Raw genomic sequence first — 24,282 nt, 5'->3', positions numbered from 1 at the left:
AAGCTCCTGAAGCCCTGATTCGCTAACGGAGTAGCTCCATGGAACCTGTACTGAAAATCCTGGGTAAAGCCTCGTCGATCAACGTCAGAAAAGTCCTGTGGACTTGCGAGGAACTAGGCCTTTGCTACGAACGTGAGGACTGGGGCAGCGGTTTTGCCTCGACCCACAGTCCCGAGTTTCTCAGACTCAACCCCAACGCACAGGTGCCGGTGATCATCGACGAAGCCGGCGTGCTGTGGGAATCCAACACCATCTGCCGATACCTGACCGGTAAGCACCATCACCATCACGGCGATCTGTTGCCGACCGAACCAGTGGCGCGCGCGCGGGTGGAGCAGTGGATGGACTGGCAGGCCACCGAGCTCAACCCGTCGTGGAGTTATGCGTTCATGTCCCTGGTGCGCAAGGACCCGGAGTTTCAGGACGCGCATCGCCTTGAAGTGGGCATCCGTGGCTGGAATCAGAAGATGGGCATCCTCGAACACCAGCTCGCGACCACCAAGGCCTATGTCGCCGGGGCACGGTTTACCCTGGCCGACATTGTGATCGGATTGTCGGTCAACCGTTGGCTGATGACACCGATAGAGCGTCCCGACTACCCGGCGGTCGATGAGTATTTCCAGCGTCTGGCGCAGCGTCCGGGCTTTCTCAAACATGGCTGCAACGGCCTGCCTTGATCAGCCGCAAAATACCACGCTATTTACTGTAGGAGCGAGCCCGCTCGCGATGGTCGTTAACGATAACGCGGGAAGCCTGATTCCCCGCGGTGATATTGAGTCCATCGCGAGCATGCTCGCTCCTACAGTAGTCGACCGCATTCCCCTGTAGGAGCGAGCMCGCTCGCGATGGTCGTTAACGATAACGCGGGGCGTCTGGTGCCCCCGCGGTGTATCTGAGTCAATCGCGAGCGTGCTCGCTCCTACAGTGGTTACCGGGCTAGTTCAGTTGCAACGTCGAGTTGAACTGGCTGATTGCATCGACCACATGTCGCGAGCCCTGCTGGATTTCCAGGATCACTTCCCCCGCCTCGTTCGCCAGTTCAACACCAAGCCCGGTTCGACTCAGGCTCGATTGCATGCTCGACACCGCGCTCATCGACAGGTCATGGTTCTTGCGCACCACATCGACAATCTCCAGGGTCGCCTGACTGGTGCGCGCCGCTAGGCTGCGGACTTCATCGGCCACTACCGCGAACCCCCGCCCATGCTCGCCCGCGCGGGCTGCTTCGATGGCGGCGTTGAGCGCCAGCAGGTTGGTCTGGTCGGCAATGCCGCGGATGGTCTGCACGATGGTGCCGATGATGTCGGACTGTTTGCTCACGGCATCGATGCTCACCGCCGCTTCGTTAAGATCCTTGGAAATATCCTGGATGATCTGCACTGTTTGCTGAACCACCTGGGAGCCCTTCTGCGCGCAGGCGTCATTTTGCACCGAGGTGCTGTGGGCCGAATCGGCGGCGTTTTGCAGGGTGGTCATCTGGTTGGTGATGTCGCTGGCAAACTTGACCACTTTGTACAGCCGACCCTTGGCGTCGAACAGTGGGTTGTAGGACGCTTCGAGGAAGACGGTCTGACCCTGCTTGTTTTTTCGCTCGAAACGATGGGAGTGGTATTCGCCACGATTGAGCGAAGCCCAGAAATTCCTGTAGGACTGGGACTCGGCTTCGGCACGATGACAGAACAGACTGTGGTGTTGGCCCATGACTTCGCTGAGCGAGTAATGCATGGTGTTGAGGAAGTTTTCGTTGGCGGTGATGACTTTGCCTTCCGGGGTAAATTCAATCACGGCCATGGATCGCCCGAGCGCCGAGAGCGTGCTTTCGTTTTCGTGTTCCGTGTTGACCCTGGTGGTGATGTCGGTGGCGACCTTGATCACGCTCCTGACCTGGCGATCGGCACCGAACACCGGCATGTAACTGGCTTCCAGCCAGATTTCCTTGCCGCTCTTGTTCAAGCGCAGAAAGGTCCCGCTGACCGGTTCGCCACGCGCCAGGTCACGCCACAACTTGGCGTAGTCCTCGCTGCGGTAGAACGTTTCTTCGCAAAAAACACGGTGATGCTTGCCGCGTACTTCTTCAGCGCCGTAACCCATCACACTGCAAAAATTTTCATTGGCATCGATGACGATGCCCTCCGGGGTGAACTCGACCATCGCCATTGAACGGCTGATTGCGGCCAACTTGGCATTGGCCTCGCTCAGTGCACCGCTGAAGCGTTCGATTTCCAGCAGGTCAGCCTTGTGATGTAGGTTGAACATTGTCGTATCACCTTAAGCGCGATCTTTTGATTAATGAAAGTTGCTGGTCTTTCACATCCACCACTACGTTCCACGGAACAGGTACACGCGTCCCTTCAAAAAGAAGGATTGGTCAGGTGATAAATGATGATCAATCGGAGGGTGCCTGGAACGGCACTCTGATCAAGACATCCTTCTCTTGATAGCCCGCACGCGGGCCAGCCCTAACATATCTACAAAAAAATCCATCTAACGCACGACTCCTTGGCATCAAATGACGGTGCCTTCAATTGCGCACTCTGTCGGCATGGTTTACGACCAACACACCCGCGCGCAGAAACGGCCGACATAGTTAGTTACAGTGATCATAGACAGTAAAGTCAGGCTTGCAAGGCCACTAATCGGCCATCACAAGGACAAAATCGATTCAGCGGAGTTTTTTATATCTATGGGAAGGCGCTGCCGGCGATGGCTACAGAGTTGTAGCCTGGGAGGTATAACGAAGGCGCTGTTTCAGCTCACAGGGATGTTGAATGCGTGCGATGGCCTTGGCAAATCCTGCAGATATTTTTCAGGAGAATCGCTCCCACAAACGATGGGAGCGATCAGTCAGTGCGCAATCAGTGCCCGAACACGCCCACTTTCTTGGCTTTCTTGTCCGCGCGCTTTTCAATGGCGGTTTTCACCGGTTTTTTCTTCGCCGACTTCTTTGAATCCAGGCCTTTGGACATGATGCGTACTCCACTCATAGGGATGTGAGATCAGGTATACACCTATCCTCGGGCCTGCGTTCTTTTATAATCACCCGCTTTATGTACCGACTGTCCAAGACCATGCCCAATACCCAGTACACCCGGCTCGATGAGCCTTTATGGCCGTTGATGAACAAGTTTTATCGCGCCCACCAATCGTCGATGAAAGCGGTCCGCGATGCTCAACTGTGGGTGGCGCGCCGGGATGAAATCGTTGCCGCGCTGTGTTTGCGACCGGTGGCGGGCGGGCATTGGTTGACCGGGTTGTTCGTCGACCCGGCCTGTCGTGAACAGGGCGTTGCCGCTGCGTTGATTACCGCGGCGGTGAAGGATGTTGAACAGCCGGTATGGCTGTTCTGTCATCCGGATTTGCGTGGGTTCTATGAGCGTCGTGGCTTCAGTTTCGATCCGCAGATGCCCTACGCGATGGTTGAGCGGTTGAGCCGCTATGCGCGCAGCAAGCCGATGATTGCGATGGGGCTGGAGCCCTGCGCCACTGTGGGAGCAGGCTCGCTCGCGAATGGGGTGGCGCAGTCAATATGAATGGTGACTGGCACACCGTCATTCGCGAGCAAGCCCGCTCCCACAGGTTTTTGTGTCGGGCTTGGGAACTGTGTCAGTCGTCGGCGTTGGGATCCATATCCGGAAACATTACTTCGGTAAAGCCGAACTTGCTGAAATCTGTGATGCGCGACGGGTACAGGCGGCCGATCAGGTGATCGCATTCATGCTGCACCACCCGCGCATGAAATCCGCTGGCAACGCGCACCACAGGCTCGCCCTTGGGGTCGAAACCTTCATAACGGATGTGCTGATAACGATCCACCGCGCCACGCAGCCCGGGCACTGACAGGCAGCCTTCGAAGCCCTCTTCCAGCATCGGGTTCAGCGGTGTGATCAACGGATTGATCAGGATCGTCTGCGGCACTGCTTCGGCGTCCGGGTAACGCTCGCTGTGCTCGAAACCGAAGATCACCAATTGCAGGTCGACGCCGATTTGCGGCGCGGCAAGTCCTACCCCGCCAACGCTTTCCATGGTCTGGAACATGTCATCGATCAGTTGCCACAGTTGCGGGCTGTCGAACATTTCGGCCGGTACCGGCGGGGCGATGCGCAGAAGGCGCTCATCACCCATTTTCAGGATTTCACGAATCATGCTCAGGCTTCGTCTGTGGTGGTCGGCTTGAGCGAGTGATCGCGGCCCAATCCCGACACGTGGTGTTTAGGCTCATGGCCCGGACCGTGTTCGCCGGGGACTTTCTCCCCTGGCTCCTTGCCTTCGTTGGACATGTGCTCGATCACTGCATTCATCTCGGCGCCGAGCAGCAGTACGGCGGCGGAAATGTAGAAGTACAGCAATAGCACAATGATCGCCCCGATACTGCCATACATGGCGTTGTAGTTGGCGAACTCCTTAACGTACAGCCCGAAGCCCAGGGAGGCGATGATCCACACCACCACCGCCAGTACAGAGCCTGGAGTGATGAAACGAAATTCCTGCTTCACATCGGGCATGACGTAATAGATCAATGCCACCGCGACCATGAGCAAGATCACGATCACCGGCCAACGGGCGATGGTCCACAGGGTTACGATGAAATCCTCGAGGCCGACTTGCGAGGCGATCCAGCCCATTACCTGTGGCCCCAGCACCATCAGCGCAGCGGCGATCAGCAGCATGCCGGCAATGCCCACGGTGTAGATGATCGACAACGGAAAGCGCTTCCATATCGGGCGGCCTTCGACCACGTCGTAGGCGGCGTTCATCGCGCTCATCATCAGCCGCACGCCGGCCGAGGCCGTCCACAGGGCAATCACGATACCCACCGAAAGCAGGCCGCCCTTGGACTGCTGCAACTGGTCGATCACCGGGTTGACCTGTTCCAGCGCTTGGGGTGGCAGCACCAGCTCCGATTGCAGGCGCAGCCAGGAAAAGAAGTCCGGCAGGTGCAGAAAACCGATCAGGGCGATCAGGAACAGAATGAACGGAAACAGCGAAAACAGCATTTGATAGGCCAGCGCCGAGGCATAGGTCGACATTTCGTCGTCAACGAACTCGGTGACCGTGCGCAGCATCACACGATGCAAGGGCAGGTTTTTCATGTCCGGAAAAATCATTAGCGTCTCCTTTCGCCGCAATCGGGTGGAAGTCGTGGCGACTCAAGGGCCGTTTTCTACATCAAAGTAGCCCAATTGGCGACTTTGAAACAATTTCCGGTCGCAAGTTCAGGCTGACACAAAAACGGCCATCCGCAGATGGCCGTTTCTGACTGCTCAAAGGCTGGATCAAGCCTCGTCGACACCCTTCTTCAGAGCATCCTTGGCTTTACCGACCGCTTGCTGGGCTTCGCCTTTCTTTTCCTGTACGACGCCTTCGGCGCGCAGCTTGTCATTACCGGTGGCCTTGCCGACGCCTTGCTTGACGTTACCGGCTGCTTCGTTGGCCATGCCTTTTACCTTATCGCCTGTGCTGCTCATGGTATTTCTCCTGCAAACATTCAATGGAGGAAAAGTGGTTACACAGGGTTGACCGAAGGCGATTGCGGGGAGTTTCATTTATTTTCACTGCGACATTTCATCGATCCGCTCAGGTTGGGCTTTATGTTTTTCGGCCAACCCCTGAGAATGCGCAACGTATTCAGGCCATGGCGCTGAAGATCCAATCCCGTAGGAATGTTATGAAACTCGATAAAAAGCAGGCCATTGCCCGCAGAAACCAGGAACTTGGCGGTGCTGTGCTTGGCGTCAACAACTGCCACTTCACCGAATTGAACCGCAACCGCAACATCTGGTGGTTCGATATCCCGGTCGCGCGCCTGGCCATTGGTCAGTACGAGTGGATTCACCTGCTGATGCACACGCCCGACACCGACGAGCTGCTGCACCTGAAAGTGCCGACGGTGTTCTTGCGCGAGAAGCTCGAGGGCCTGGTGGTGCGTAACGAGGGCAAGCGCAAGGCTGCTTTGAGCCTGGAGTTGAGTGCGGACAAGGACTCTTATCTGCAGGACATGCGTCCGGCGGGGACCAATGTGAATTTCGCGCCGTTCAAGCAGTGATGACGAGTTGAGGGTTGCCCTGGCACAGTATTTCAACTTTAGATCCAGCCCTCACCCTAGCCCTCTCCCAGAGGTAGAGGGGACCGACCGGGTTGTTTGCGCAAGTTGCTTCGACCTGAAAGTCCGAGTCGAACGCTAGTGATGAAGTGCATTGCTTGGCAGAGATGCTTCAGCCTGAAATCTCGAGTCCAACTCAAGTGTTGAAGTGCATGGGGATCGGCTCCCTTTCCCCCTTGGGGCGCCCGACGTTTCGGGAGGGTTGGGGTGAGCCGAGCACCAACAAAAAAGCCCCGCTTCTGCGGTAATGCTGTTCACTTAAGCTGGGGCAATACACCTTGTGGCGAGGGGGCTTGCCCCCGTTGGGCCGCGAAGCGCCCCCAAAACCTGCCACCGAGGCGTACCAGATACACCGTGTGCAATGGTTTTACGACTGCTTCGCAGCCGAACGGGGGCAAGCCCCCTCGCCACATGCGTGTGCCCCAGCTTAAGTGAACAGCATTACGCTTCTGCGGGGCTTTTTGTTTTACGCGGTGGCTTTCTTCGCGTTGATCTTCTTCAACTCTTCATCGCGCAACTCACGACGCAGAATCTTGCCAACGTTGGTCGTCGGCAACGCATCGCGGAACTCCACGGCGCGCGGGACCTTGTAGCCGGTGACGTTGGCGCGCATGTGCTCCATCACTTGCTCCTTGGTCAGGGTCACACCCGGTTTGGCGACGATGAAAATCTTGATCGCCTCACCCGACTTCTCATCCGGTATGCCGACGGCCGCGCATTGCAGCACGCCAGGCAGGGTTGCCAGCACGTCTTCCAGCTCGTTCGGGTAAACGTTGAAACCGGAGACCAGGATCATGTCTTTCTTGCGATCGACAATGCGCAAATAACCATCGGCCTGGATCAACGCGATGTCACCGGTCTTCAGCCAGCCTTCGCTGTCGAGCATTTCATCGGTGGCGTCCTGGCGCTGCCAGTAGCCCTTCATCACCTGCGGACCTTTCACGCACAGTTCACCGATTTCACCCATCGGCTGTTCGACGCCGGAATCGTCGATGATTTTGCACAGGGTCGATGGAACCGGGATACCGATGGTGCCGATCTGGATGTTCTGGATTGGATTCACTGTCGCCACCGGGCTGGTTTCGGTCATGCCGTAACCTTCACAGATGGCGCAACCGGTGACCGCTTTCCAGCGCTCGGCCGCCGCCAGTTGCAGGGCCATGCCGCCGGACAGGGTGACTTTCAGTGCCGAGAAATCCAGCTTGCGGAAGCCTTCGTTGTTGCACAGGGCCACGAACAAGGTGTTCAGACCGACAAAGCCGCTGAACTTCCACTTCGACAGTTCCTTGACCATCGCCGGCAGGTCGCGCGGGTTGCTGATCAGGATGTTGTGGTTGCCGATCAGCATCATTGCCATGCAATGAAAGGTGAACGCATAGATGTGATACAGCGGCAGTGGCGTGATCAGGATCTCGCAACCTTCATTGAGGTTGGAGCCCATCAGCGCCTTGCACTGCAACATGTTTGCCACCAGGTTACGGTGGGTCAGCATCGCGCCCTTGGCAACGCCGGTGGTGCCGCCGGTGTATTGCAGTACCGCGACGTCACCGCTGGCCGGATTGGCTTCAGTCACCGGCTGGCCCATGCCTTTGCTCAGCACGTCGTTGAACTTGACGGCTTTTGGCAAGTGATAGGCCGGCACCATCTTCTTCACGTACTTGATGACGCTATTGATCAGCAGGCGCTTGAGCGGCGGCAACAAGTCAGCCACTTCGGTGACGATCACGTGCTTGACGCCGGTTTTCGGCACTACGGTTTCTGCCAGGTGCGCCATGTTGGCCAGGCAGACCAGGGCTTTGGCACCGGAGTCGTTGAATTGGTGTTCCATTTCCCGCGCGGTGTACAGCGGGTTGGTGTTGACCACGATCAGCCCGGCGCGGATAGCACCGAAGACGGCAACCGGGTACTGCAACACGTTAGGCAGTTGCACGGCGATTCGATCGCCAGGCTGCAAGTCGGTATGCTGTTGCAGGTAAGCGGCAAAGGCACCGGACAATTCGTACAGTTCACCGTAGGTGATTGTCTTGCCCAGGTTGCTGAATGCCGGTTTGTTGGCGAAGCGTTGGCAGGATTGCTTCAACACTGCCTGAATATTCGGATACTCGTCTGGATTGATGTCGGCAGCAACCCCAGCTGGGTACTTATCCTTCCAAAAGTCTTCGTTCATGGAAGCCCACTCCTCAGCAACGCGAATTCAGCACCGCATTTGATGCGATTATTATTGGTGTTTGGTCATTGGTAAATCTGGCTTTTATCCAGGCCGAGAAGTCACAAAGCGCGCCGAGAGTAGCAGCTTTGCCAAGGGTCGACTAGAGCCAAAAGCGGCCTCTACGGTCACATTTGTGACTCAAGAATAACAAGCAGTCATTTTAGAGCAAAAATTCTATAAAGCTCTGGAAGCCCAGTAAATAGCGGCTTATCCCGCCTCAAAAGCATCGCGGGCAAGCCACGCTGCCAAAGGTTCTGCGTGCTCACAATGCAGTGAACGACACGAAACCTGTGGGAGCGTGGCTTGCCCGCGATCCGCGCAAAGCGCGGCCATTCACCGATCAGGCGATATCACGCAACTCCCGCCGCAGAATCTTGCCCACCGGCGTCATCGGCAGCGACTCGCGCAATACGATGTGCTTGGGGACTTTATACGCCGTGAAGTTTTCCTGGCAGTAAGCCTTCAGCTCCTCAAGGCTGACCCCGGCCTCACGGGCGACCACGAACAGCTTCACCGCCTCCCCCGAGCGCTCGTCGGGCACGCCGATGACCGCACAGTTGGCGACATTGGGATGCGCCATGACCACATCCTCGATCTCGTTCGGGTACACGTTGAAACCCGAGACGATGATCATGTCCTTCTTGCGATCGACGATGCGCACGAAACCGTCCGGGTCGATCACCGCAATGTCACCGGACTTGAACCAGCCCTCGGCATCCAGCACCTCGGCGGTGGCTTCGGGTTTGTGCCAATAGCCCTTCATGATTTGCGGGCCCTTGATGCACAACTCGCCGCGCTCACCCAAAGCTTGCTCGACGCCCTCATCATTGATGACTTTCAGCGTGGTGCCCGGTACCGGCAGGCCGACCGTGCCGAGCCGCGATTGACCACCGTAGGGGTTGGTGCAGGCCACCGGCGACGTTTCGGTCAGGCCGTAGCCTTCGGTGATGCGGCAACCGGTCAACTGCTCCCAGCGCTCAGCCGTCGCCTTGACCAGCGCAGTGCCACCGGAGTTGGTGAGTTTGAGCGTGGAGAAGTCCAGGGTCTTGAAATCCGGATGCTCCATCAGCGCGACGAACAGCGTGTTGAGCCCCAACAGCGCCGAGAACCGCCAGTTTTTCAGTTCCTTGATGAAGCCACCAATGTCCCGCGGATTGGTGATCAGCACGTTGTGATTGCCCGACACCATCATGCACATGCAATTGGCCGTGAACGCATAGATGTGGTACAGCGGCAGCGGCGCGATCATCACCTCCTGCCCTTCGCGCAACAGCGGCTGGCCGTCCGGGCCGAACTGCTCCAGGCACGCCCGCACCTGCTGCATGTTGGCCACCAGGTTGCCGTGGGTGAGCATCGCTCCCTTGGCCAGGCCGGTGGTGCCGCCGGTGTATTGCAGTACGGCGATGTCGTCGAGGCTGACTTTCAGCGGCTTGATGCCCAGGCCTCGGCCCGAGCGCAGCGCGCTTTTGAAGGAAATGGCCTGGGGCAAGGAATACTCCGGGACCATTTTCTTCACTTTGCTGACCAGGGTGTTGACCAGCCAACCCTTGGCAGCGGGCATCAGGTCACCCATTTTCGCTTCGATCAGGTACTGGATATCGGTGTCGGGCAGCACCTCCTGGACTTTCTGCCCGAACATGTTCAGGTACACCAGCGCCCGGGCCCCGGAGTCCTTGAACTGATGACGCATTTCCCGTGGGGTGTACAACGGGTTGGTGTTGACCACGACCAGCCCGGCACGCAAGGCGCCGAACACCGCGATCGGATAATGCAGGACGTTAGGCATCTGTACCGCAATGCGATCGCCCGGCACCAGGTCGGTATGGGCTTGCAGGTAACCGGCGAAGGCGGCGCTGTAGCGTTCCAGTTCGGCGTAAGTCAGGGTGACGCCCATGTTGCTGAACGCAGGGCGGTCAGCAAACTTTTTGCAGGAACGCTCGAACACCTCGATCACCGACTTGTAGGCGCCCAGGTCAATGTCCAGGGGCACGCCGGCCGGGCGTTTGTCATTCCAGAAATCAGGTTGCATTGTTCTTGTCCTCTTTACCTGAATCTATCCGGGGCCGCTTTTCTGTCATTTCTCTGTGATCCCTCAAAAAGCAGAAAGCGAAAAGCGGAGCTCCACGGACACTAGCAGTTATGACGATTCAGGCAAATATGCCCACAGTCGTCATTGATCGTGTGAATCTTCCCGCCGTGGGGTAGCCTGATCAGACGCCCCGTGAAGGATGGGCTATATAAAGCAACCAGGCTGTTTCCCAGTCGCAGCCCATGCAAAGGAATCGCGATGATCCACGACACTTTCTGGCTGACCATCAGTGACCACTGCCGTCTGTACGTCAACCAGTGGCTGCCCGAAGGCGGTCTCAAGGCAGTGATTCTGCTGGCCCACGGCATGGCCGAGCACAGTGGTCGCTATAGGCGACTGGCGGAAAAACTCTGCGCACACGGCTATGGCGTATGCGCGCCGGACCTGCGCGGACATGGCAAAACTGCCGAAACGGGAACGCTGGGGCATTTCGCCGACGATGATGGCTGGTGCAAGGTGGTCAGCGACCTGGCGAGCCTCAACCAGCACCTGGGCCAACAACATCGCGGTGTGCCGATCGTGCTGCTGGGACACAGCATGGGCAGCTACATTGCTCAAGCCTACCTGTTGCACCACAGCGCCAGCCTGCATGGGGCGATTCTCAGTGGCTCGAATTTCCAGCCCGTGGCGCTGTATCGCGCGGCGCGGCAAATCGCCCGTTTAGAACGCCTGCGCCAGGGGCCAAAGGGGCGCAGCGCATTGATCGAATGGCTGTCATTCGGCTCGTTCAACAAAAAATTCAAACCTGCTCGCACCGCGTTCGACTGGCTCAGCCGCGATCCGGCAGAAGTCGACCTGTACGCCAACGATCCGCTCTGCGGCTTTCGCTGCACCAATCAGCTGTGGATAGATTTGCTCGGTGGGTTGCAGCAAATCAGCAAAGCGTCCAATCTCGCGCAGATCGATCCGGGGCTGCCGTTGCTGGTGATCGGCGGCGAATGTGATCCGGTGAGCGATGGCAAACGTCTGACTGATCTGGCCAATGCATTGCGTGCAGCCGGCAGCCAGCACCTGCAGTTGACCATTTACCCCCAGGCACGCCACGAACTGTTCAACGAAACCAACCGCGATGAGATCGTCGCCGATGTGCTGAACTGGATCGAGCAGGCCTTGAGTACGCCGCGACCACACCGCTGCGAATAGTTTTTTGTGGATTTTTTTGTTCGTCACAGGAATTGAGACAGATGACCCAGGTTACCAACACCCCCTACGAAGCCCTCGAAGTGGGCCAGACCGCCAGCTTCAGCAAGACCGTTGAAGAGCGCGACATTCAATTGTTCGCAGCGATGTCCGGCGACCACAACCCGGTACATCTGGATGCCGAGTATGCCGCTGGCACCATGTTCAAGGAGCGCATCGCCCACGGCATGTTCAGCGGTGCGCTGATCAGTGCTGCGGTAGCCTGCGAACTGCCTGGGCCAGGCACCATTTACATCGGCCAGACCATGAGTTTTCAGAAGCCGGTGAAAATTGGCGACACCCTGACCGTACGCCTGGAAATCCTCGAAAAACTGCCGAAGTTTCGAGTACGCATCGCCACCCGCGTGTTCAACCAACGCGATGAGCTGGTGGTGGACGGCGAGGCGGAAATCCTCGCCCCGCGCAAACAGCAGAGCGTGACGCTGACGACGCTGCCGGCAATCAGTATTGGTTGACCAGTGGATGGGCGTTGCCAGGGGGCTCTGTGGATAAGGGGCAAGCCCCCTCGCCACAGTTGCCGTCGCATTGGCTGCCCACCCAATAAAAAACGCCAGGCTAGCTGGCGTTTTTTTTACAAGCGGTGAACGCTTACGAGCGTGCACGAGCCTGGTTACGCAGGGCTTTCACCTGGTCGTGATTGCGCTGCACGCCGTGATACTGACGTTCAACCAGGTCACGAATACCTACCAGGTTGTGCTTGTTGATTTTTTCCATGGCGTCGCGATATGCCTTCAGCGCGTGGTCTTCGCCGCGTTCGGCTTCGTTCAACACGGCTTCTTCATCCTTGCCGGTAAACATCGCCTTCACGTCGACCCAGCGACGGTGCAAGTCGCCACTGACGCTGGTGGAAGTTTCCGGATCACCGCCCATCGAACGCACGGCCGCTTGCAACTCGCTTGCTGCGGTGGCGCAATCGGCGGAACGTTGAACAAACAGGCTTTTGAGATCAGGCTGCTTGATGTCTTCGGCGCAAGTCTTGAACCCTTCCTGACCGTCCTTGCTGGTTTCAATCAGGTCGTTGAGTACAGAGATGGCTTCTTTATTCATGTCGGTCATTTTTCAATTCCTTGCGGTTGATGAAAGATGCAATGAGTAGTGCACCCTGCATGCCAGCTTGGATTCTTTTATATATTACTTATTTATCAACAAGTTATGCTTCAATGAAAATTCTGTATCCGTTTTTTTTGCATGAACTGTCAATTGGCCTGCATGCAGAATGCCTGTATTTTCCAGACTGACCGAATCAAGATGACCACGCGATGAACCCTGAAAAACTCGAACTGCTGATAACCCGGCAAATGCCCTTCGGCAAATACAAGGGTCGAATCATCGCAGACCTGCCTGGCCCCTACCTGAACTGGTTCGCCCGTGAGGGTTTTCCCCATGGAGAATTGGGAGGCCTGCTGGCCTTGATGCAAGAAATAGATCACAACGGCTTGTCGGACTTGCTGGAACCGCTGCGCGCCAAACATGGCAAGCCTGCCCCGCGCCACTGATGCACTGCCCCGCCCCCCTCATCGAGTAGCCCCATGCCTGATAACACCCGCCGTGCCCGTGATGAAGCCTTCTGGCGGACCTTTGCCGACCGCTACGATGTCGAACGCGGCCCGATCAACCTGGAGAACGGTTACTTCGGGCGCATGTCGCGCACGGTGGTCGAGGAATATCTGCACAACATCGAGCTGATCAACCGAGGTAATTCGGTGCATGTTCGTCAGCGATTCGAACAGGGCGATAGTCTGAGAATACAGGCGTTGGTGGCCAACTTGATCGGTATGCCCGGCGAGGCCGTCGCCCTGACCCGCAACGCCTCGGACGGCCTGCAGGCGCTGATCCGCAACTACAATCGACTGCAACCGGGCGACCAGGTGCTGATTTGCGATCTGGAATACGACACGGTCAAGAGCGCCATGCGCTGGCTGGCGAAACATCGCGGTGTCGAGGTGATCGAGATCGAACACCAGCACCCTGCCAGTTTCGACACCCTCCTCACCACTTACCGGGAAACATTCGCCCGTTATCCACGCCTCAAGTTAATGGCGCTGACCCACGTCACCCACCGCACCGGCCTGGTGATGCCGGTGCAGGCCATTGCCGGCGCCGCGAAAGAACAAGGTATCGATGTGATCCTCGACGGCGCCCATGCGCTGGGCCAGTTCGAATTCGATTTCGAGGAACTGGGCATCGCGTTCGCCGCCTACAACCTGCACAAATGGATCGGCGCGCCGCTGACCCTGGGCTTTCTCTATATCGCTCCCGAGCGCCTGGCGGATATCGACCCGGACATGGGCGAAATGCATTTCCCGGCCACCGACATCCGCGCCCGTACCCCGTACAGCACACCCAACATTCCAGCGTTGCTGACGTTGCCGCTGGTGCTCGAAGAGCATCACGCCATGGGTGGCGCGGCTGCCAAGGGCGCGCGCCTCAAGTACTTGCGCAATCTGTGGGTGCGCGAAGTGCGCGAGCTGCCGGGTATCGAGGTGCTGACGCCGGCTGATCCACGGTTGTATTGCGGCATTACCTCAATGCGTTTTACCGCACAGGCCGATCAACAGGTGATGGTCGAACGGATGCTCAGTGATTACAACCTGTTCACCGTGGTGCGCAGTGGCGCGGCGTGCGGGCCGTGCATCCGCATTACCCCAGGACTGACCACCACTGCCGAGCACATGACGCAGTTGGTCACGGCACTCAAAGAACTACGCTGATCCCCCCACTGCAAGAGCGAGCCGGCTCCGGGTGGCGTTCCGACGATGGTTGTGAACGGTGACGCGTAAACCAGATGCGCAGCAGCGCCCTTGATTTTTTCGCGAGCATGCTCGCTCCTACAATGATCGCGGCTAGCATTACAAACCTGTGGGAGCGGGCTTGCCCGCGATGGCGGCGGGTCAGGCGAAATAAAATTTCCTGCAGGTTATTTACGGGCAAAAAAAACGGTGCGCCGACCAAGCGCACCGTAAAGCCGTAGTACACACAACGAAGTGTCGGGTGAAGCACTCAGTCCAGCAGCGCCAAGGCCTCGGCGGTGCATTCCTGAATGCGGGCCCAGTCGCCGTTCCTGATCCACTCCGGATCAAGCATCCAGCTACCGCCCACGCACATGACGTTTTTCAACGACATGTAGCTCTTGATATTGCCAGGCCCCACACCACCGGTCGGGCAGAATTTCACTTCGCCAAACGGTCCGCCCAGGGCCTTGATGGCCGCTACACCGCCACTGACTTCAGCCGGGAACAGCTTGAAGCGGCGATAACCCAGACCGTAGCCTTCCATGATGCCCGATGCGTTGCTGATGCCAGGCAACAGCGGGATCGGGCTGGCGACGCTGGCTTCCAGCAGATCGCGGGTAATGCCCGGGGTGACGATGAATTGCGAGCCAGCCGCTTCGGCTGCAGCCAGCATCTGGCGATCGAGCACGGTGCCGGCACCGGTCACCAGTTCCGGACGCTGCTCGCGCAGAATCTGGATGGCCTTGAGGCCGAACTGCGAACGCAGGGTCACTTCCAGGGCGGTCAGGCCGCCGGCCGCCAAGGCATCGGCCAGCGGCAGAACGTCCTGCTCGCGAGCGATGGTAATCACCGGCAGGATCCGCGCCTTGGCGCAGAGGCTGTCGATCAGGGCAACTTTATCCGCCATGGAAACGGTCGGGGATGGGATTGTCATAGCGGCTGTTCCTTGGCTCATGGGCACCAGTAAATCTCTAACGTAGGTTGCAGAAACGCGCGAATCGGCATTGCGGCGACATCGTCACCGGCCAGTGCGGTATTGAGGGTGGACAGTTTGGACTGCCCGCTAATCGACAGAATCTTGTGCCTGGCCGATGTCAGCAGCGCACGGCTCATGGTCAGGCGCTGATGCGGCACGGTCGGCGCCAGCATTGGCCAGCAGCGACGCACGCCGTCTTCTTTCAAAGCCTCAACAAGATTCGGGCTGTCGGGAAACAGCGACGCGGTGTGCCCGTCATCGCCCATGCCCAGCACCAGCACGTCGATAACCGGCAACTCAGAGAGCAAACGGTCGGCCTGCTCGGCCGCCTGTTCAAGGTTGGCGCTGGCGCTGTACAGGCTCAGAAACCGGGCCTTAGCCGCCGGTCCCTGCAGCAGGTAACGCTTGATCAGGCCAGCGTTACTGTCGGCGTGCTCGACCGGTACCCAGCGCTCGTCCGCCAGGCTGATCACCACGTTCGACCAGTCCAGCGCCTGCTTGGCCAGGTGCTGGAAAAACGCCACCGGGCTGCGTCCACCGGACACCACCAGGGTTGCAGTCCCCTTGGCGTCGATCGCCTCGCTCAGTTGTCGAGCCACGTTAAGTGCCAGGCCTTCGGCCAGCAGCTGTGGGCTTTTGTAGCCGTGGGCACTGACACCCTGCGGCAGTTGCAAATCAGATATCGCCATACCACGACCTCCCGTCCCGCGTGATCAGAGCAATGGAGCTCATTGGCCCCCAGGACCCGGCCGCGTACGGCTTGGGCGCATCACCGGATTTTTTCCACCCGGCGATCAACTGGTCGCACCACTTCCACGCGGCTTCGATTTCATCTTTACGGACAAACAGGTTCTGATTGCCACGCATCACTTCCAGCAACAACCGCTCGTAGGCATCGGGAATCCGTGCGCTGCGCCAGGTGTCGGAAAAATTCAGCTGCAACGGACCGCTGCGCAGCTGCATGCCCTTGTCCAGGCCTTGGTCTTTAGTCATCACGCGCAAGGAAATGCCTTCGTCCGGTTGCAGGCGAATGATCAGTTTGTTGCTGATCTGCAGGCGCTGTTCGGGGGCGAAGATGTAGTGCGACGGTTCCTTGAAGTGAATGACGATCTGCGACAGCTTCTGCGGCATGCGCTTGCCGGTACGCAGGTAAAACGGCACGCCGGCCCAACGCCAGTTGCGGATATCGGCCCGCAGGGCGACGAAGGTTTCGGTGTCGCTCTGGGTGTTGGAATTGGGCTCTTCCAGGTAACCCGGCACTGGCTTGCCTTCGCTGTAGCCGGCGATGTACTGGCCACGAACCACTTGTGTGCTCAGGCCTTCCGGGGTGATCGGTGCCAGTGCCTTGAGGACCTTGACCTTCTCGTCGCGGATACTGTCGGCGGACAGGTCCGCCGGCGGGTCCATGGCGATCAGGCAGAGCAGTTGCAGCAGGTGATTCTGGATCATGTCCCGCAGCTGACCGGCCTTGTCGAAGTAACCCCAGCGACCTTCGATGCCGACCTTTTCCGCCACGGTGATTTCCACGTGGGAAATGTAATTCTGGTTCCACTGGGTTTCGAACAGGCTGTTGGCAAAACGCAGGGCGATCAGGTTCTGTACCGTTTCCTTGCCCAGGTAGTGATCGATGCGGTAGGTGCGGTTCTCCGGGAAGAACTGCGCTACGGCGTCGTTGACCTTGCGCGAGGATTCCAGGTCCGAACCGATAGGTTTTTCCAGGACCACCCGGGTGTTTTCCGAAAGGCCAACCTTGGCCAGGTTTTCGCAGATCGCGCCGTACACCGCTGCTGGCGTGGCGAAATAAGCGATGACCCGTTGCGCACTGCCGGCCGCTTCGGCCAGGGCCACGTAGTCGCGGGCCTCGAGAAAATCGACGTGCAGATAGCTCAGGCGCGCCAGAAAACGCTCGACCACGGCTTCGTCCAGGTCCTTGGCGCCGACGTAGCGACGCAGCTCGCTGGCGATGAACGCCAGGTGCTCCTGCTCGGTGCCTGGCTCACGGGCCAGGGCGATGATTCGCGTGTCCTCGTGCAACAGGCCTGCGCCATCAAGTTGATAGAGGGCCGGAAACAGCTTGCGCAGCGCCAGATCGCCGAGGGCACCGAACAAGGCAAAGGTACACGGTTCAACCGTAATCGAGAGCATGATGTTTGTTCTTTTATCAAGTTAAGCTACAAATACCTTTTTTCAAGGCATCACTCAAGGGAAAATGTAGTAATAACCACAACATTTTCGCAAAATACAGATTCCGAGTGGTGGTCAGTCGGAGCCAACAGTAGGATAGGCCACCGTTACGGGCCTCACCAAAGGCCCTTTTTGCATTAGCCGCGCGCTTTATCCACGCCGGTGAATCAAGGAAACTCATATGGACCGCGTGCGAAATTTACTGGAACAAATCCAGAATCGCCTTGAAGAGCTGAACAAGGCCGAACGCAAAGTCGCCGAGGTGATCCTGCTCAACCCGCAGCAGGCCACCCGGTTCAGTATTGCCGCCCTCGCCCAGGCAGCTTCAGTCAGCGAACCGACGGTCAACCGCTTCTGCCGTTCGTTCGGCGTCAGCGGCTATCCCGAGCTCAAGTTGCAACTGGCCCAGAGCCTGGCCAGCGGCGCGGCGTACGTCAGCCGGGCCGTGGAAGCCGATGACAACCCTGAGGCCTACACCCGGAAAATCTTCGGCAGCGCCATTGCCTCGCTGGACAGCGCCTGCCAGGCGCTGGACCCGAACCTGATCAGCCGCGCCGTCGACCTGCTGATCCAGGCCCGGCAAATCCACTTCTTCGGCCTCGGCGCCTCGGCCCCGGTGGCGCTGGATGCGCAACACAAATTCTTCCGCTTCAACCTCGCCGTCACCGCCCATGCCGATGTGTTGATGCAGCGCATGATTGCCTCGGTGGCGCATACCGGCGAGTTGTTCGTGATCATTTCCTACACCGGGCGCACCCGCGAACTGGTGGAAGTGGCGCGCATCGCCCGGGAAAACGGCGCGTCGGTGCTGGGCCTGACCGCCGAGAATTCACCACTGGCCAAGGCCAGTACCCTGAGCCTGAACATTCCGCTGCCGGAAGACACCGACATCTACATGCCGATGACCTCGCGGATCATTCAGCTGACGGTGCTCGATGTGCTCGCTACTGGTATGACCTTGCGTCGTGGAGTGGATTTCCAGCCGCATCTGCGCAAGATCAAGGAGAGTTTGAATGCCAGCCGGTATCCGGTAGGGGATGAGTTCAACTGAGGTTTCAAAAGCTGCCCTCACCCCAGCCCTCCCGAAACGTCGGACCGCCCGGAGGGAGAGGCAGCCGATATCATGCTTTTCAAAACCTGAGTTCGACCGGGCATTCAGGTCAATGTGGAGCGAGCTGGTCAAATGCCTTTCAGAACCTGAGTTCAACTCGAGCTTTCAGGTCGATGTATAACGCAAGACACCTCGGTCAGTTCCCTCTCCCACTGGGAGAGGGCTAGGGTGAGGGCCGCACCTCACTGACACACCTACACCCCCACCCGCGCCTGCAAACTCAAATGCGCCCGTTCTCCCGGCGCCAGGCTCAGGCTGTCAGTGCCACCACTCGCCGCCTCCACGCAAACAAACTCGGATATCTCGTTCCAGCTCACCCCCAGCAACGGCCGCGAGCCGGGATGCCACACCACCGTGTCTGCCGTATCCCCGGTATCAATGCACAACGCCCGGTCCCAGGCATGGTCGTTTAACTGCAATTCACCGTCATGCTGGAACACCCGCTGACAACCCCCATCGACCCGCAACTCGCCTTCCTGATGACAAACCTGCCGGCTCAACTGGTCATAACCCTGCGCACCTTCGAGCCCAGACAGCGCTACCTCACCGACATCACCAATACGCCAATAGGCGTGCAAAGCCTGGCTCAGCTGGCACGGCATGTCGTCCTGATGCTCAGTGCTCAGGCGCAGATCCATGCGCTCACCCAGATGCGCGTGCAGGTCAACCTGCCAGTCGCACAGCTTCAATTGCCAGTGCAGGCGCACGCCATCGTCGTCGCTATTGCTGTCGAGCAACTTCCAGTCGAGCAACCGCGCCCAGCCATGGGACGGCCAGGCGTTTTCGCTCGGATGCCGGCCATACCATGGCCAGCACACCGGCACACCACCACGAATGGCACCGACCTGCGGCCACTTCGCCGCGCACCACAGCCAGGGTTTCTGCCCCTTGGGCTGAAAGTGCAGCAACTGCGCGCCCTGCCGACTGAACACCGCCTGACACAGCGGATGATCGATCACCAGCACGTCGCGCATTTGATAGCGCTCCCACGCAAACACCGGTCGTTCACGCAGGGTTTTGAAGAAGCGTTGTAGCGGATGCTCAAGCATGTGCCACTGTCCTGAAAAACATCGTCACCGGGGTGCGCTCCCCGCAAAAAAAAACGGACAGCCTGGGCTGCCCGCAAAAATGCGCACATAGAGGGGGAGCTTATCGCAACAGCGTTAGAACACCGACTGAATTTTCAGGCCGGCCACCAGCGCGTCATCAACTTCTTCCACACCGCCTGGATGGGTGATGTATTGCAAGTTAGGACGCACGGTCAGCCAGTTGGTTACATGGAAACCGTAGTTGAGCTCGTAGTTGTACTCGGTGTCACGCAGTGGTGCGAACAGTGGGTTCTCGTAGTCCGTGACACCGTTGCCAGCGTTGACCAGCTCGGAGTTTTTCTTCACGTCTTCGTTAACGTGAATACGCGAGAAACCGATACCCATGTCATCTTTCGGACGGGCGTCGAACGGCCCTTTGTACACAAACATCAGCGACTGGTAGTTGTCGACGAAGTTGGTGTCCTTGTCGTGGAAAGTGGCGTTGGCCGCAATGTTCAGACCGCGAGACTTGTCACCGTTATGGCTGGTGAGTTGCTGTTGGGCAACGAACCAGTAACCGTGCTTGCTGCTGTGGCTGCGATAGGCGTTGCCGCTGGTTGCCGCATCATTGCCGTTGTCGTCTTTAAGGACGTCATCGGCGCTGGCGGTGCTTTTGTAGTAACCGACACGGTATTCACCCGGCAGGCTGTTCGGGTTCGGCAACCAGACCAGTTCGACCGGCAACACCGTGCCTTCCGTACCGCTGCCGCTGAGCTTGAAGCCGTTACCGTGCTCCAGTTGCGACGGGTTCTGGTTGTACGCGCCGATCTGCGCATACCACTCAGGCGAGAAGTTGTACTTCACCCGGACAGCGGCCTGCATGACCGGCCAGTTGTACCAGATGTTGGTGGCCCAGTTACCCACCTGGGAGCCGCAGAACGCCAGGTTCTGGAACTCGCAAGGGAAGGTGTTGAAGTCTTCGCCTTCGCCGAAGTAACCGGCCTTGACGTCCAGTTTGCCGTCGAGGAACTGGTGTTTGATCCACAACTGGGTCAGACGAACCATATGACCACGGCCGTAGACTTCCTGGGAGGAACTCAAGGTGCCGGCACGCGGGTCGCCGATGCGGTCGTTGGAGATGTTCTCACCGTTACGGTTGGTGAGCTGGATCTTGGCCTGGGTGTTGTCCCAGCCGAACAGTTTTTCCAGGTCCAGTGCCGCGCCCAGGCCGAACTGGTCGGCGTAACGCGCGGTCTTGTCGTCGTTGAAGCCGCCATGGAGGTTGCCGCCGACTTCGCCGACATAGTCCATCTTGATGTCGATACCCTGCTCGATCAGCTTGGTCCGCTCGCCACCCCAATCACCGGTCATCCATTCGGAGTCGGCACTGAACGCATCAGCTGCGTGCACGCTGCCGGCCAGCATCATTGCCGCTACCGCTGACAACTGGCAGATAAGCTGAGCGTTGTTCTTCTTCGTCATCCCTAAATCCTCGTTTTTTTGTTATTAACTTTTCTTTTTCTAACGCGGTTACATCAGTTGCGATGCGCGACAGGCCGCGCACCGCATATCCCCCTGCAGGAACCGGCCTTTGTGGGAGCTGGCCTGCCGGCGATAGCATCAACTCGGTTCGACGTTGAACCGAGTCGTCTGCATCGCTGGCAGGCCAGCTCCCACACAACCGCATTCCCACACTTGTTCTTCAGCGGCCTTTGAATTGCGCTACGTTGGCAGCGTGCGGCTCGGCTTTCGGTACACCGGCCACCCCCAGGCGCTCCCCGGTCTTGGCATCGAACAGCAGCACTTTCGCCGGATCGAATTGCAGGGTCAGGGTCTCGCCAACGGCTGGCGCAACATCCGGTGCCAGGCGGCAGCAGACCTTGGTGTCATTGAGGTTGACGAAGACCAGGGTGTCCGGCCCGGTCGGTTCGGTGACCTGGACTTCGGCGCGAATGGTCGGCAGACCGTTCGCTTCGCCATTGGCCAGCACGATCTGCTCCGGGCGCATGCCGAGGATCACTTCGCGGTCTTCGAGACCGGCGTCCTGCATGCCCAGCGGCAACTCGCAACGGGCCTGGCCGCTGTCGAGCAGCGCCAGCAGACGACCGTCCTTGCGCTGCAAGCGCAGGGGGATGAAGTTCATCGGCGGCGAGCCGATGAAGCTCGCCACGAACAGGTTGGCCGGGTTGTTGTAGATATCCTTCGGCGTGCCGAACTGCTGGATGATCCCGTCCTTCATCACCGCCACTTTGTCGCCCAGGGTCATGGCTTCGATCTGGTCGTGGGTCACGTAGACCGTGGTGGTTTTGAGGCGCTGGTGCATCAGTTTCATTTCGGTGCGCATCTCGACCCGCAGCTTGGCGTCGAGGTTGGACAGCGGTTCGTCGAACAGATAAATCTTCGGCCGCCGCGCCAACGCACGGCCCATCGCCACGCGCTGTTGCTGGCCACCGGAGAGCTGGCCGGGCTTGCGGCTGAGCAGGTGTTCGATCTGCAGCAGTTTGGATACCCGAGCGACTTCTTCGTCGATTTCCGCGATCGGCATTTTTCGAATCTTCAGGCCGAAGGCGATGTTGTCGCGCACGCTCATGGTCGGGTACAGCGCGTAGGACTGGAACACCATGGCGATGTCGCGGTCTTTCGGGCTCATGCCGCTGATGTCGGCGTCGTCCACCAGGATCGCGCCGCCGCTGATGGTTTCCAGGCCGGCGATGCAGTTCATCAATGTGGACTTACCGCAACCGGACGGGCCGACCAGAATCAGGAACTCACCGTCATCGATCTTCAGTTCGATGTTCTTCAGGGTGTCCGGCAAACCCGGCCCGTAAGTCTTGTTGACGTTGCGTAATTCGAGAGTTGCCATCTTCTACCCCTTGACCGCGCCGGACGTCAGCCCACGCAGGAAATACTTGCCAGCGAATATGTAGACCAGCAGTGTCGGCAGCCCGGCGATCATCGCGGCGGCCATATCAACGTTGTATTCCTTGGCCCCGGTGCTGGTGTTGACCAGGTTGTTCAGGGCCACGGTAATTGGCTGGGCATCGCCACTGGCGAAGACCACGCCGAACAGGAAGTCATTCCAGATCTGGGTGAACTGCCAAATCAGGCAGACCATCACGATCGGAATCGACATCGGCAGCAGGATCTTCCAGAAGATCGTGAAGAAGCCCGCGCCATCGAGCCTTGCGGCCTTGACCAGCGCATCCGGAATGCTCACGTAGTAGTTGCGGAAGAACAGCGTCGTGAACGCCAGGCCGTAGACCACGTGCACCAGCACAAGGCCCGTGGTGGTGTTGGCCAGGCCGAGCTTGCCGAGGGTGAACGAGGCCGGCAGCAGCACCGTCTGAAACGGCAGGAAGCAACCGAACAGCAACAGGCCGAAGAACAGCTGCGAACCACGGAAGCGCCACATCGACAGCACGTAGCCGTTCATGGCACCGACGAAGGTCGAGATCAAAACTGCCGGCACGGTGATTTTCACCGAGTTCCAGAAGTAGCCGCCGACCACGTCCCAGGCCTTGATCCAGCCGATGCCGTCGATCACGGTCGGCCAGCTCAGCAGGTTGCCGGTGCGGATGTCTTCCGGGGATTTGAAGCTGGTCAGCAGCATAACGATCAGCGGGATCAGGTACACCGCAGCGGCCAGCAACAGGGTTGCGTAGATGGCGATGCGGCTCAGGCTCAGGGCTGGTTTGCCGAGTTGATTAGTCATGGCGTTTGCCTCGCAGCTCGGAGTACAGGTACGGCACGAGGATGGTCAGCACGGCGCCGAGCATCAACATGGCGCTGGCCGAACCGATGCCCATCTGGCCACGGCTGAAGGTGAAGGAATACATGAACATCGCCGGCAGGTCGGACGAGTAGCCAGGGCCACCGGCGGTCATCGCCGCGACCAGGTCGAAGCTCTTGATCGCGATGTGCGCAAGGATCATGAAGGCGCTGAAGAACACCGGGCGCAGGCTCGGCAGCACGATCTTCAGGTAGATGGTCGGCAGGTTCGCACCGTCGACTTGCGCGGCACGGATGATCGACTGATCGACACCACGCAGGCCGGCGAGGAACATCGCCATGACGAAGCCTGAGGCTTGCCAGACGGCGGCGATCACCAGGCAATAAACCACGCGATCCTGATCCACCAGCCAGTCGAGACGAAAGCCTTCCCAGCCCCAGTCACGCAGCATCTTGTCCAGGCCCAGGCCTGGGTTGAGCAGCCATTTCCACGCGGTACCGGTGACGATCATCGACAGCGCCATCGGGTACAGGTACACGGTGCGGATGAAGCCTTCCTTGCGAATGCGCTGGTCCAGCAGCACCGCGAGGAACACGCCCAGCACCAGGCTGATACCGATGAACATGCCGCCGAACAGCGCCAGGTTCTTGCTCGCGACCCACCAGCGGTCGTTGTCCATCAGGCGCATGTATTGCTGCAGGCCGACCCACTTGTAGCTCGGCATGAAGCTGGAATTGGTGAAGGACAGAATGAACGTCCAGATGATGTAACCGTAGAAACCAACCAACACGATCAGCATGCTCGGCGCGAGTACCAACTTGGGTAACCAGCGTTGCAGCGCATCGAACGGTGAGGCTTTGCTGAAAACCGCCACAGAGCTCATCGGGATAATCCAGGTGAAGGGAATGAACCGACACAGTGAT

At 58.7% G+C, this 24,282-nt stretch carries 22 protein-coding genes and 2 pseudogenes; 8 read left to right on the top strand and 16 right to left on the bottom strand.

The genetic code is table 11. The annotated features are described in order from the left end of the window. The first annotated feature begins 38 nt into the window (after window positions 1-38). On the top strand, window positions 39-677 hold the full coding sequence (locus ASE98_RS01735) for a glutathione S-transferase family protein (RefSeq protein WP_060539701.1): 639 nt from the start codon (window positions 39-41) through the stop codon (window positions 675-677). A 259-nt stretch (window positions 678-936) separates the two neighbouring features. Here the strand turns inward: ASE98_RS01735 and ASE98_RS27620 are convergent. Next, window positions 937-1,368: pseudogene (locus ASE98_RS27620) on the bottom strand (methyl-accepting chemotaxis protein); the annotation flags it as partial. A 111-nt stretch (window positions 1,369-1,479) separates the two neighbouring features. Beyond that, window positions 1,480-2,256 (bottom strand): annotated as a pseudogene (locus ASE98_RS27615) (PAS domain-containing protein); the annotation flags it as partial. Window positions 2,257-3,068: 812 nt separating this feature from the next. On the opposite strand from ASE98_RS27615, the gene ASE98_RS01725 reads away from it, so the two are divergent. Further along, window positions 3,069-3,530, top strand: coding sequence for a GNAT family N-acetyltransferase (locus tag ASE98_RS01725; RefSeq protein ID WP_060539758.1), 462 nt, complete (start codon window positions 3,069-3,071; stop codon window positions 3,528-3,530). A 73-nt stretch (window positions 3,531-3,603) separates the two neighbouring features. Here ASE98_RS01725 and def read toward each other — a convergent pair whose 3' ends face one another. The 3 genes from def to ASE98_RS01710 form a co-directional block, all read right to left on the bottom strand. Beyond that, window positions 3,604-4,143: a peptide deformylase gene (gene def / locus ASE98_RS01720; RefSeq protein ID WP_060539699.1), complete on the bottom strand. Its 540-nt coding sequence runs from the start codon at window positions 4,141-4,143 to the stop codon at window positions 3,604-3,606. A 2-nt stretch (window positions 4,144-4,145) separates the two neighbouring features. Next, on the bottom strand, window positions 4,146-5,105 hold the full coding sequence (locus tag ASE98_RS01715; RefSeq protein WP_060539698.1) for a YihY/virulence factor BrkB family protein: 960 nt from the start codon (window positions 5,103-5,105) through the stop codon (window positions 4,146-4,148). A 168-nt stretch (window positions 5,106-5,273) separates the two neighbouring features. Continuing rightward, window positions 5,274-5,465 (bottom strand): CsbD family protein, encoded by a 192-nt coding sequence (locus ASE98_RS01710; protein WP_060539697.1) that lies wholly within the window; start codon window positions 5,463-5,465, stop codon window positions 5,274-5,276. Window positions 5,466-5,665: 200 nt separating this feature from the next. On the opposite strand from ASE98_RS01710, the gene ASE98_RS01705 reads away from it, so the two are divergent. Next, window positions 5,666-6,043: a hypothetical protein gene (locus ASE98_RS01705; RefSeq protein WP_060539696.1), complete on the top strand. Its 378-nt coding sequence runs from the start codon at window positions 5,666-5,668 to the stop codon at window positions 6,041-6,043. 523 nt (window positions 6,044-6,566) lie between these two features. Here ASE98_RS01705 and fadD1 read toward each other — a convergent pair. Further along, window positions 6,567-8,267, bottom strand: a complete 1,701-nt coding sequence (gene fadD1, locus ASE98_RS01700; RefSeq protein WP_060539695.1) for a long-chain-fatty-acid--CoA ligase FadD1 — start codon at window positions 8,265-8,267, stop codon at window positions 6,567-6,569. Window positions 8,268-8,649: 382 nt separating this feature from the next. Further along, on the bottom strand, window positions 8,650-10,338 hold the full coding sequence (gene fadD2, locus ASE98_RS01695) for a long-chain-fatty-acid--CoA ligase FadD2 (RefSeq protein ID WP_060539694.1): 1,689 nt from the start codon (window positions 10,336-10,338) through the stop codon (window positions 8,650-8,652). 258 nt (window positions 10,339-10,596) lie between these two features. On the opposite strand from fadD2, the gene ASE98_RS01690 reads away from it, so the two are divergent. Then, window positions 10,597-11,541, top strand: a complete 945-nt coding sequence (locus ASE98_RS01690) for an alpha/beta hydrolase (protein ID WP_060539693.1) — start codon at window positions 10,597-10,599, stop codon at window positions 11,539-11,541. A gap of 41 nt (window positions 11,542-11,582) precedes the next feature. After that, the gene (locus ASE98_RS01685; protein ID WP_060539692.1) at window positions 11,583-12,053 is read left to right on the top strand and encodes a MaoC family dehydratase; all 471 of its coding nucleotides are present in this window, start codon (window positions 11,583-11,585) and stop codon (window positions 12,051-12,053) included. Window positions 12,054-12,186: 133 nt separating this feature from the next. Here the strand turns inward: ASE98_RS01685 and ASE98_RS01680 are convergent, their stop codons facing one another. Beyond that, window positions 12,187-12,654, bottom strand: a complete 468-nt coding sequence (locus ASE98_RS01680; protein ID WP_060539691.1) for a ferritin-like domain-containing protein — start codon at window positions 12,652-12,654, stop codon at window positions 12,187-12,189. A 203-nt stretch (window positions 12,655-12,857) separates the two neighbouring features. On the opposite strand from ASE98_RS01680, the gene ASE98_RS01675 reads away from it, so the two are divergent. Together ASE98_RS01675 and ASE98_RS01670 are read left to right on the top strand one after the other, a co-directional pair. Further along, window positions 12,858-13,094, top strand: a complete 237-nt coding sequence (locus tag ASE98_RS01675; RefSeq protein ID WP_060539690.1) for a DUF3820 family protein — start codon at window positions 12,858-12,860, stop codon at window positions 13,092-13,094. A 33-nt stretch (window positions 13,095-13,127) separates the two neighbouring features. After that, a complete protein-coding gene (locus tag ASE98_RS01670) occupies window positions 13,128-14,309 on the top strand; it encodes an aminotransferase class V-fold PLP-dependent enzyme (RefSeq protein WP_060539689.1) in 1,182 nt (393 codons plus the stop codon). A 289-nt stretch (window positions 14,310-14,598) separates the two neighbouring features. Here the strand turns inward: ASE98_RS01670 and ASE98_RS01665 are convergent, their stop codons facing one another. The 3 genes from ASE98_RS01665 to zwf are packed head-to-tail and all read right to left on the bottom strand — an operon-like array spanning window position 14,599 to window position 17,451. Then, window positions 14,599-15,264: a bifunctional 4-hydroxy-2-oxoglutarate aldolase/2-dehydro-3-deoxy-phosphogluconate aldolase gene (locus tag ASE98_RS01665; protein WP_060539688.1), complete on the bottom strand. Its 666-nt coding sequence runs from the start codon at window positions 15,262-15,264 to the stop codon at window positions 14,599-14,601. A gap of 17 nt (window positions 15,265-15,281) precedes the next feature. Beyond that, window positions 15,282-15,995, bottom strand: a complete 714-nt coding sequence (gene pgl / locus ASE98_RS01660) for a 6-phosphogluconolactonase (protein WP_060539687.1) — start codon at window positions 15,993-15,995, stop codon at window positions 15,282-15,284. After that, window positions 15,982-17,451, bottom strand: coding sequence for a glucose-6-phosphate dehydrogenase (zwf, locus tag ASE98_RS01655; protein WP_060539686.1), 1,470 nt, complete (start codon window positions 17,449-17,451; stop codon window positions 15,982-15,984). The genes pgl and zwf overlap by 14 nt, the downstream gene beginning before the upstream one ends. A 229-nt stretch (window positions 17,452-17,680) precedes the next feature. Between zwf and ASE98_RS01650 the strand changes: the two genes are divergently transcribed. Further along, window positions 17,681-18,541 (top strand): MurR/RpiR family transcriptional regulator, encoded by an 861-nt coding sequence (locus ASE98_RS01650; RefSeq protein WP_177336938.1) that lies wholly within the window; start codon window positions 17,681-17,683, stop codon window positions 18,539-18,541. Window positions 18,542-18,795: 254 nt separating this feature from the next. On the opposite strand, the gene ASE98_RS01645 is transcribed toward ASE98_RS01650, so the two are convergent. From ASE98_RS01645 to ASE98_RS01625, 5 genes are all read right to left on the bottom strand, one after another. Continuing rightward, window positions 18,796-19,650, bottom strand: a complete 855-nt coding sequence (locus ASE98_RS01645; protein ID WP_060539684.1) for a D-hexose-6-phosphate mutarotase — start codon at window positions 19,648-19,650, stop codon at window positions 18,796-18,798. A gap of 114 nt (window positions 19,651-19,764) precedes the next feature. After that, window positions 19,765-21,111, bottom strand: a complete 1,347-nt coding sequence (locus ASE98_RS01640; RefSeq protein ID WP_060539683.1) for a carbohydrate porin — start codon at window positions 21,109-21,111, stop codon at window positions 19,765-19,767. Between the two features lie 220 nt (window positions 21,112-21,331). Continuing rightward, window positions 21,332-22,492 carry an ABC transporter ATP-binding protein gene (locus tag ASE98_RS01635; protein WP_060539682.1) on the bottom strand — a complete coding sequence of 387 codons (1,161 nt, stop codon included), beginning with the start codon at window positions 22,490-22,492 and terminating at the stop codon, window positions 21,332-21,334. 3 nt (window positions 22,493-22,495) lie between these two features. Then, complete coding sequence (locus tag ASE98_RS01630) at window positions 22,496-23,341, bottom strand: carbohydrate ABC transporter permease (protein WP_060539681.1); 846 nt, start codon at window positions 23,339-23,341, stop codon at window positions 22,496-22,498. Further along, the gene (locus ASE98_RS01625; protein WP_060539680.1) at window positions 23,334-24,242 is read right to left on the bottom strand and encodes a carbohydrate ABC transporter permease; all 909 of its coding nucleotides are present in this window, start codon (window positions 24,240-24,242) and stop codon (window positions 23,334-23,336) included. Before ASE98_RS01625 ends, ASE98_RS01630 begins: the two co-directional genes overlap by 8 nt. Between the last annotated feature and the right edge of the window lie 40 nt (window positions 24,243-24,282).

Source organism: Pseudomonas sp. Leaf48 (assembly GCF_001421885.1).
Taxonomy (GTDB): Bacteria; Pseudomonadota; Gammaproteobacteria; order Pseudomonadales; family Pseudomonadaceae; genus Aquipseudomonas.
This window is presented reverse-complemented; position numbering and strand designations above follow the sequence as displayed.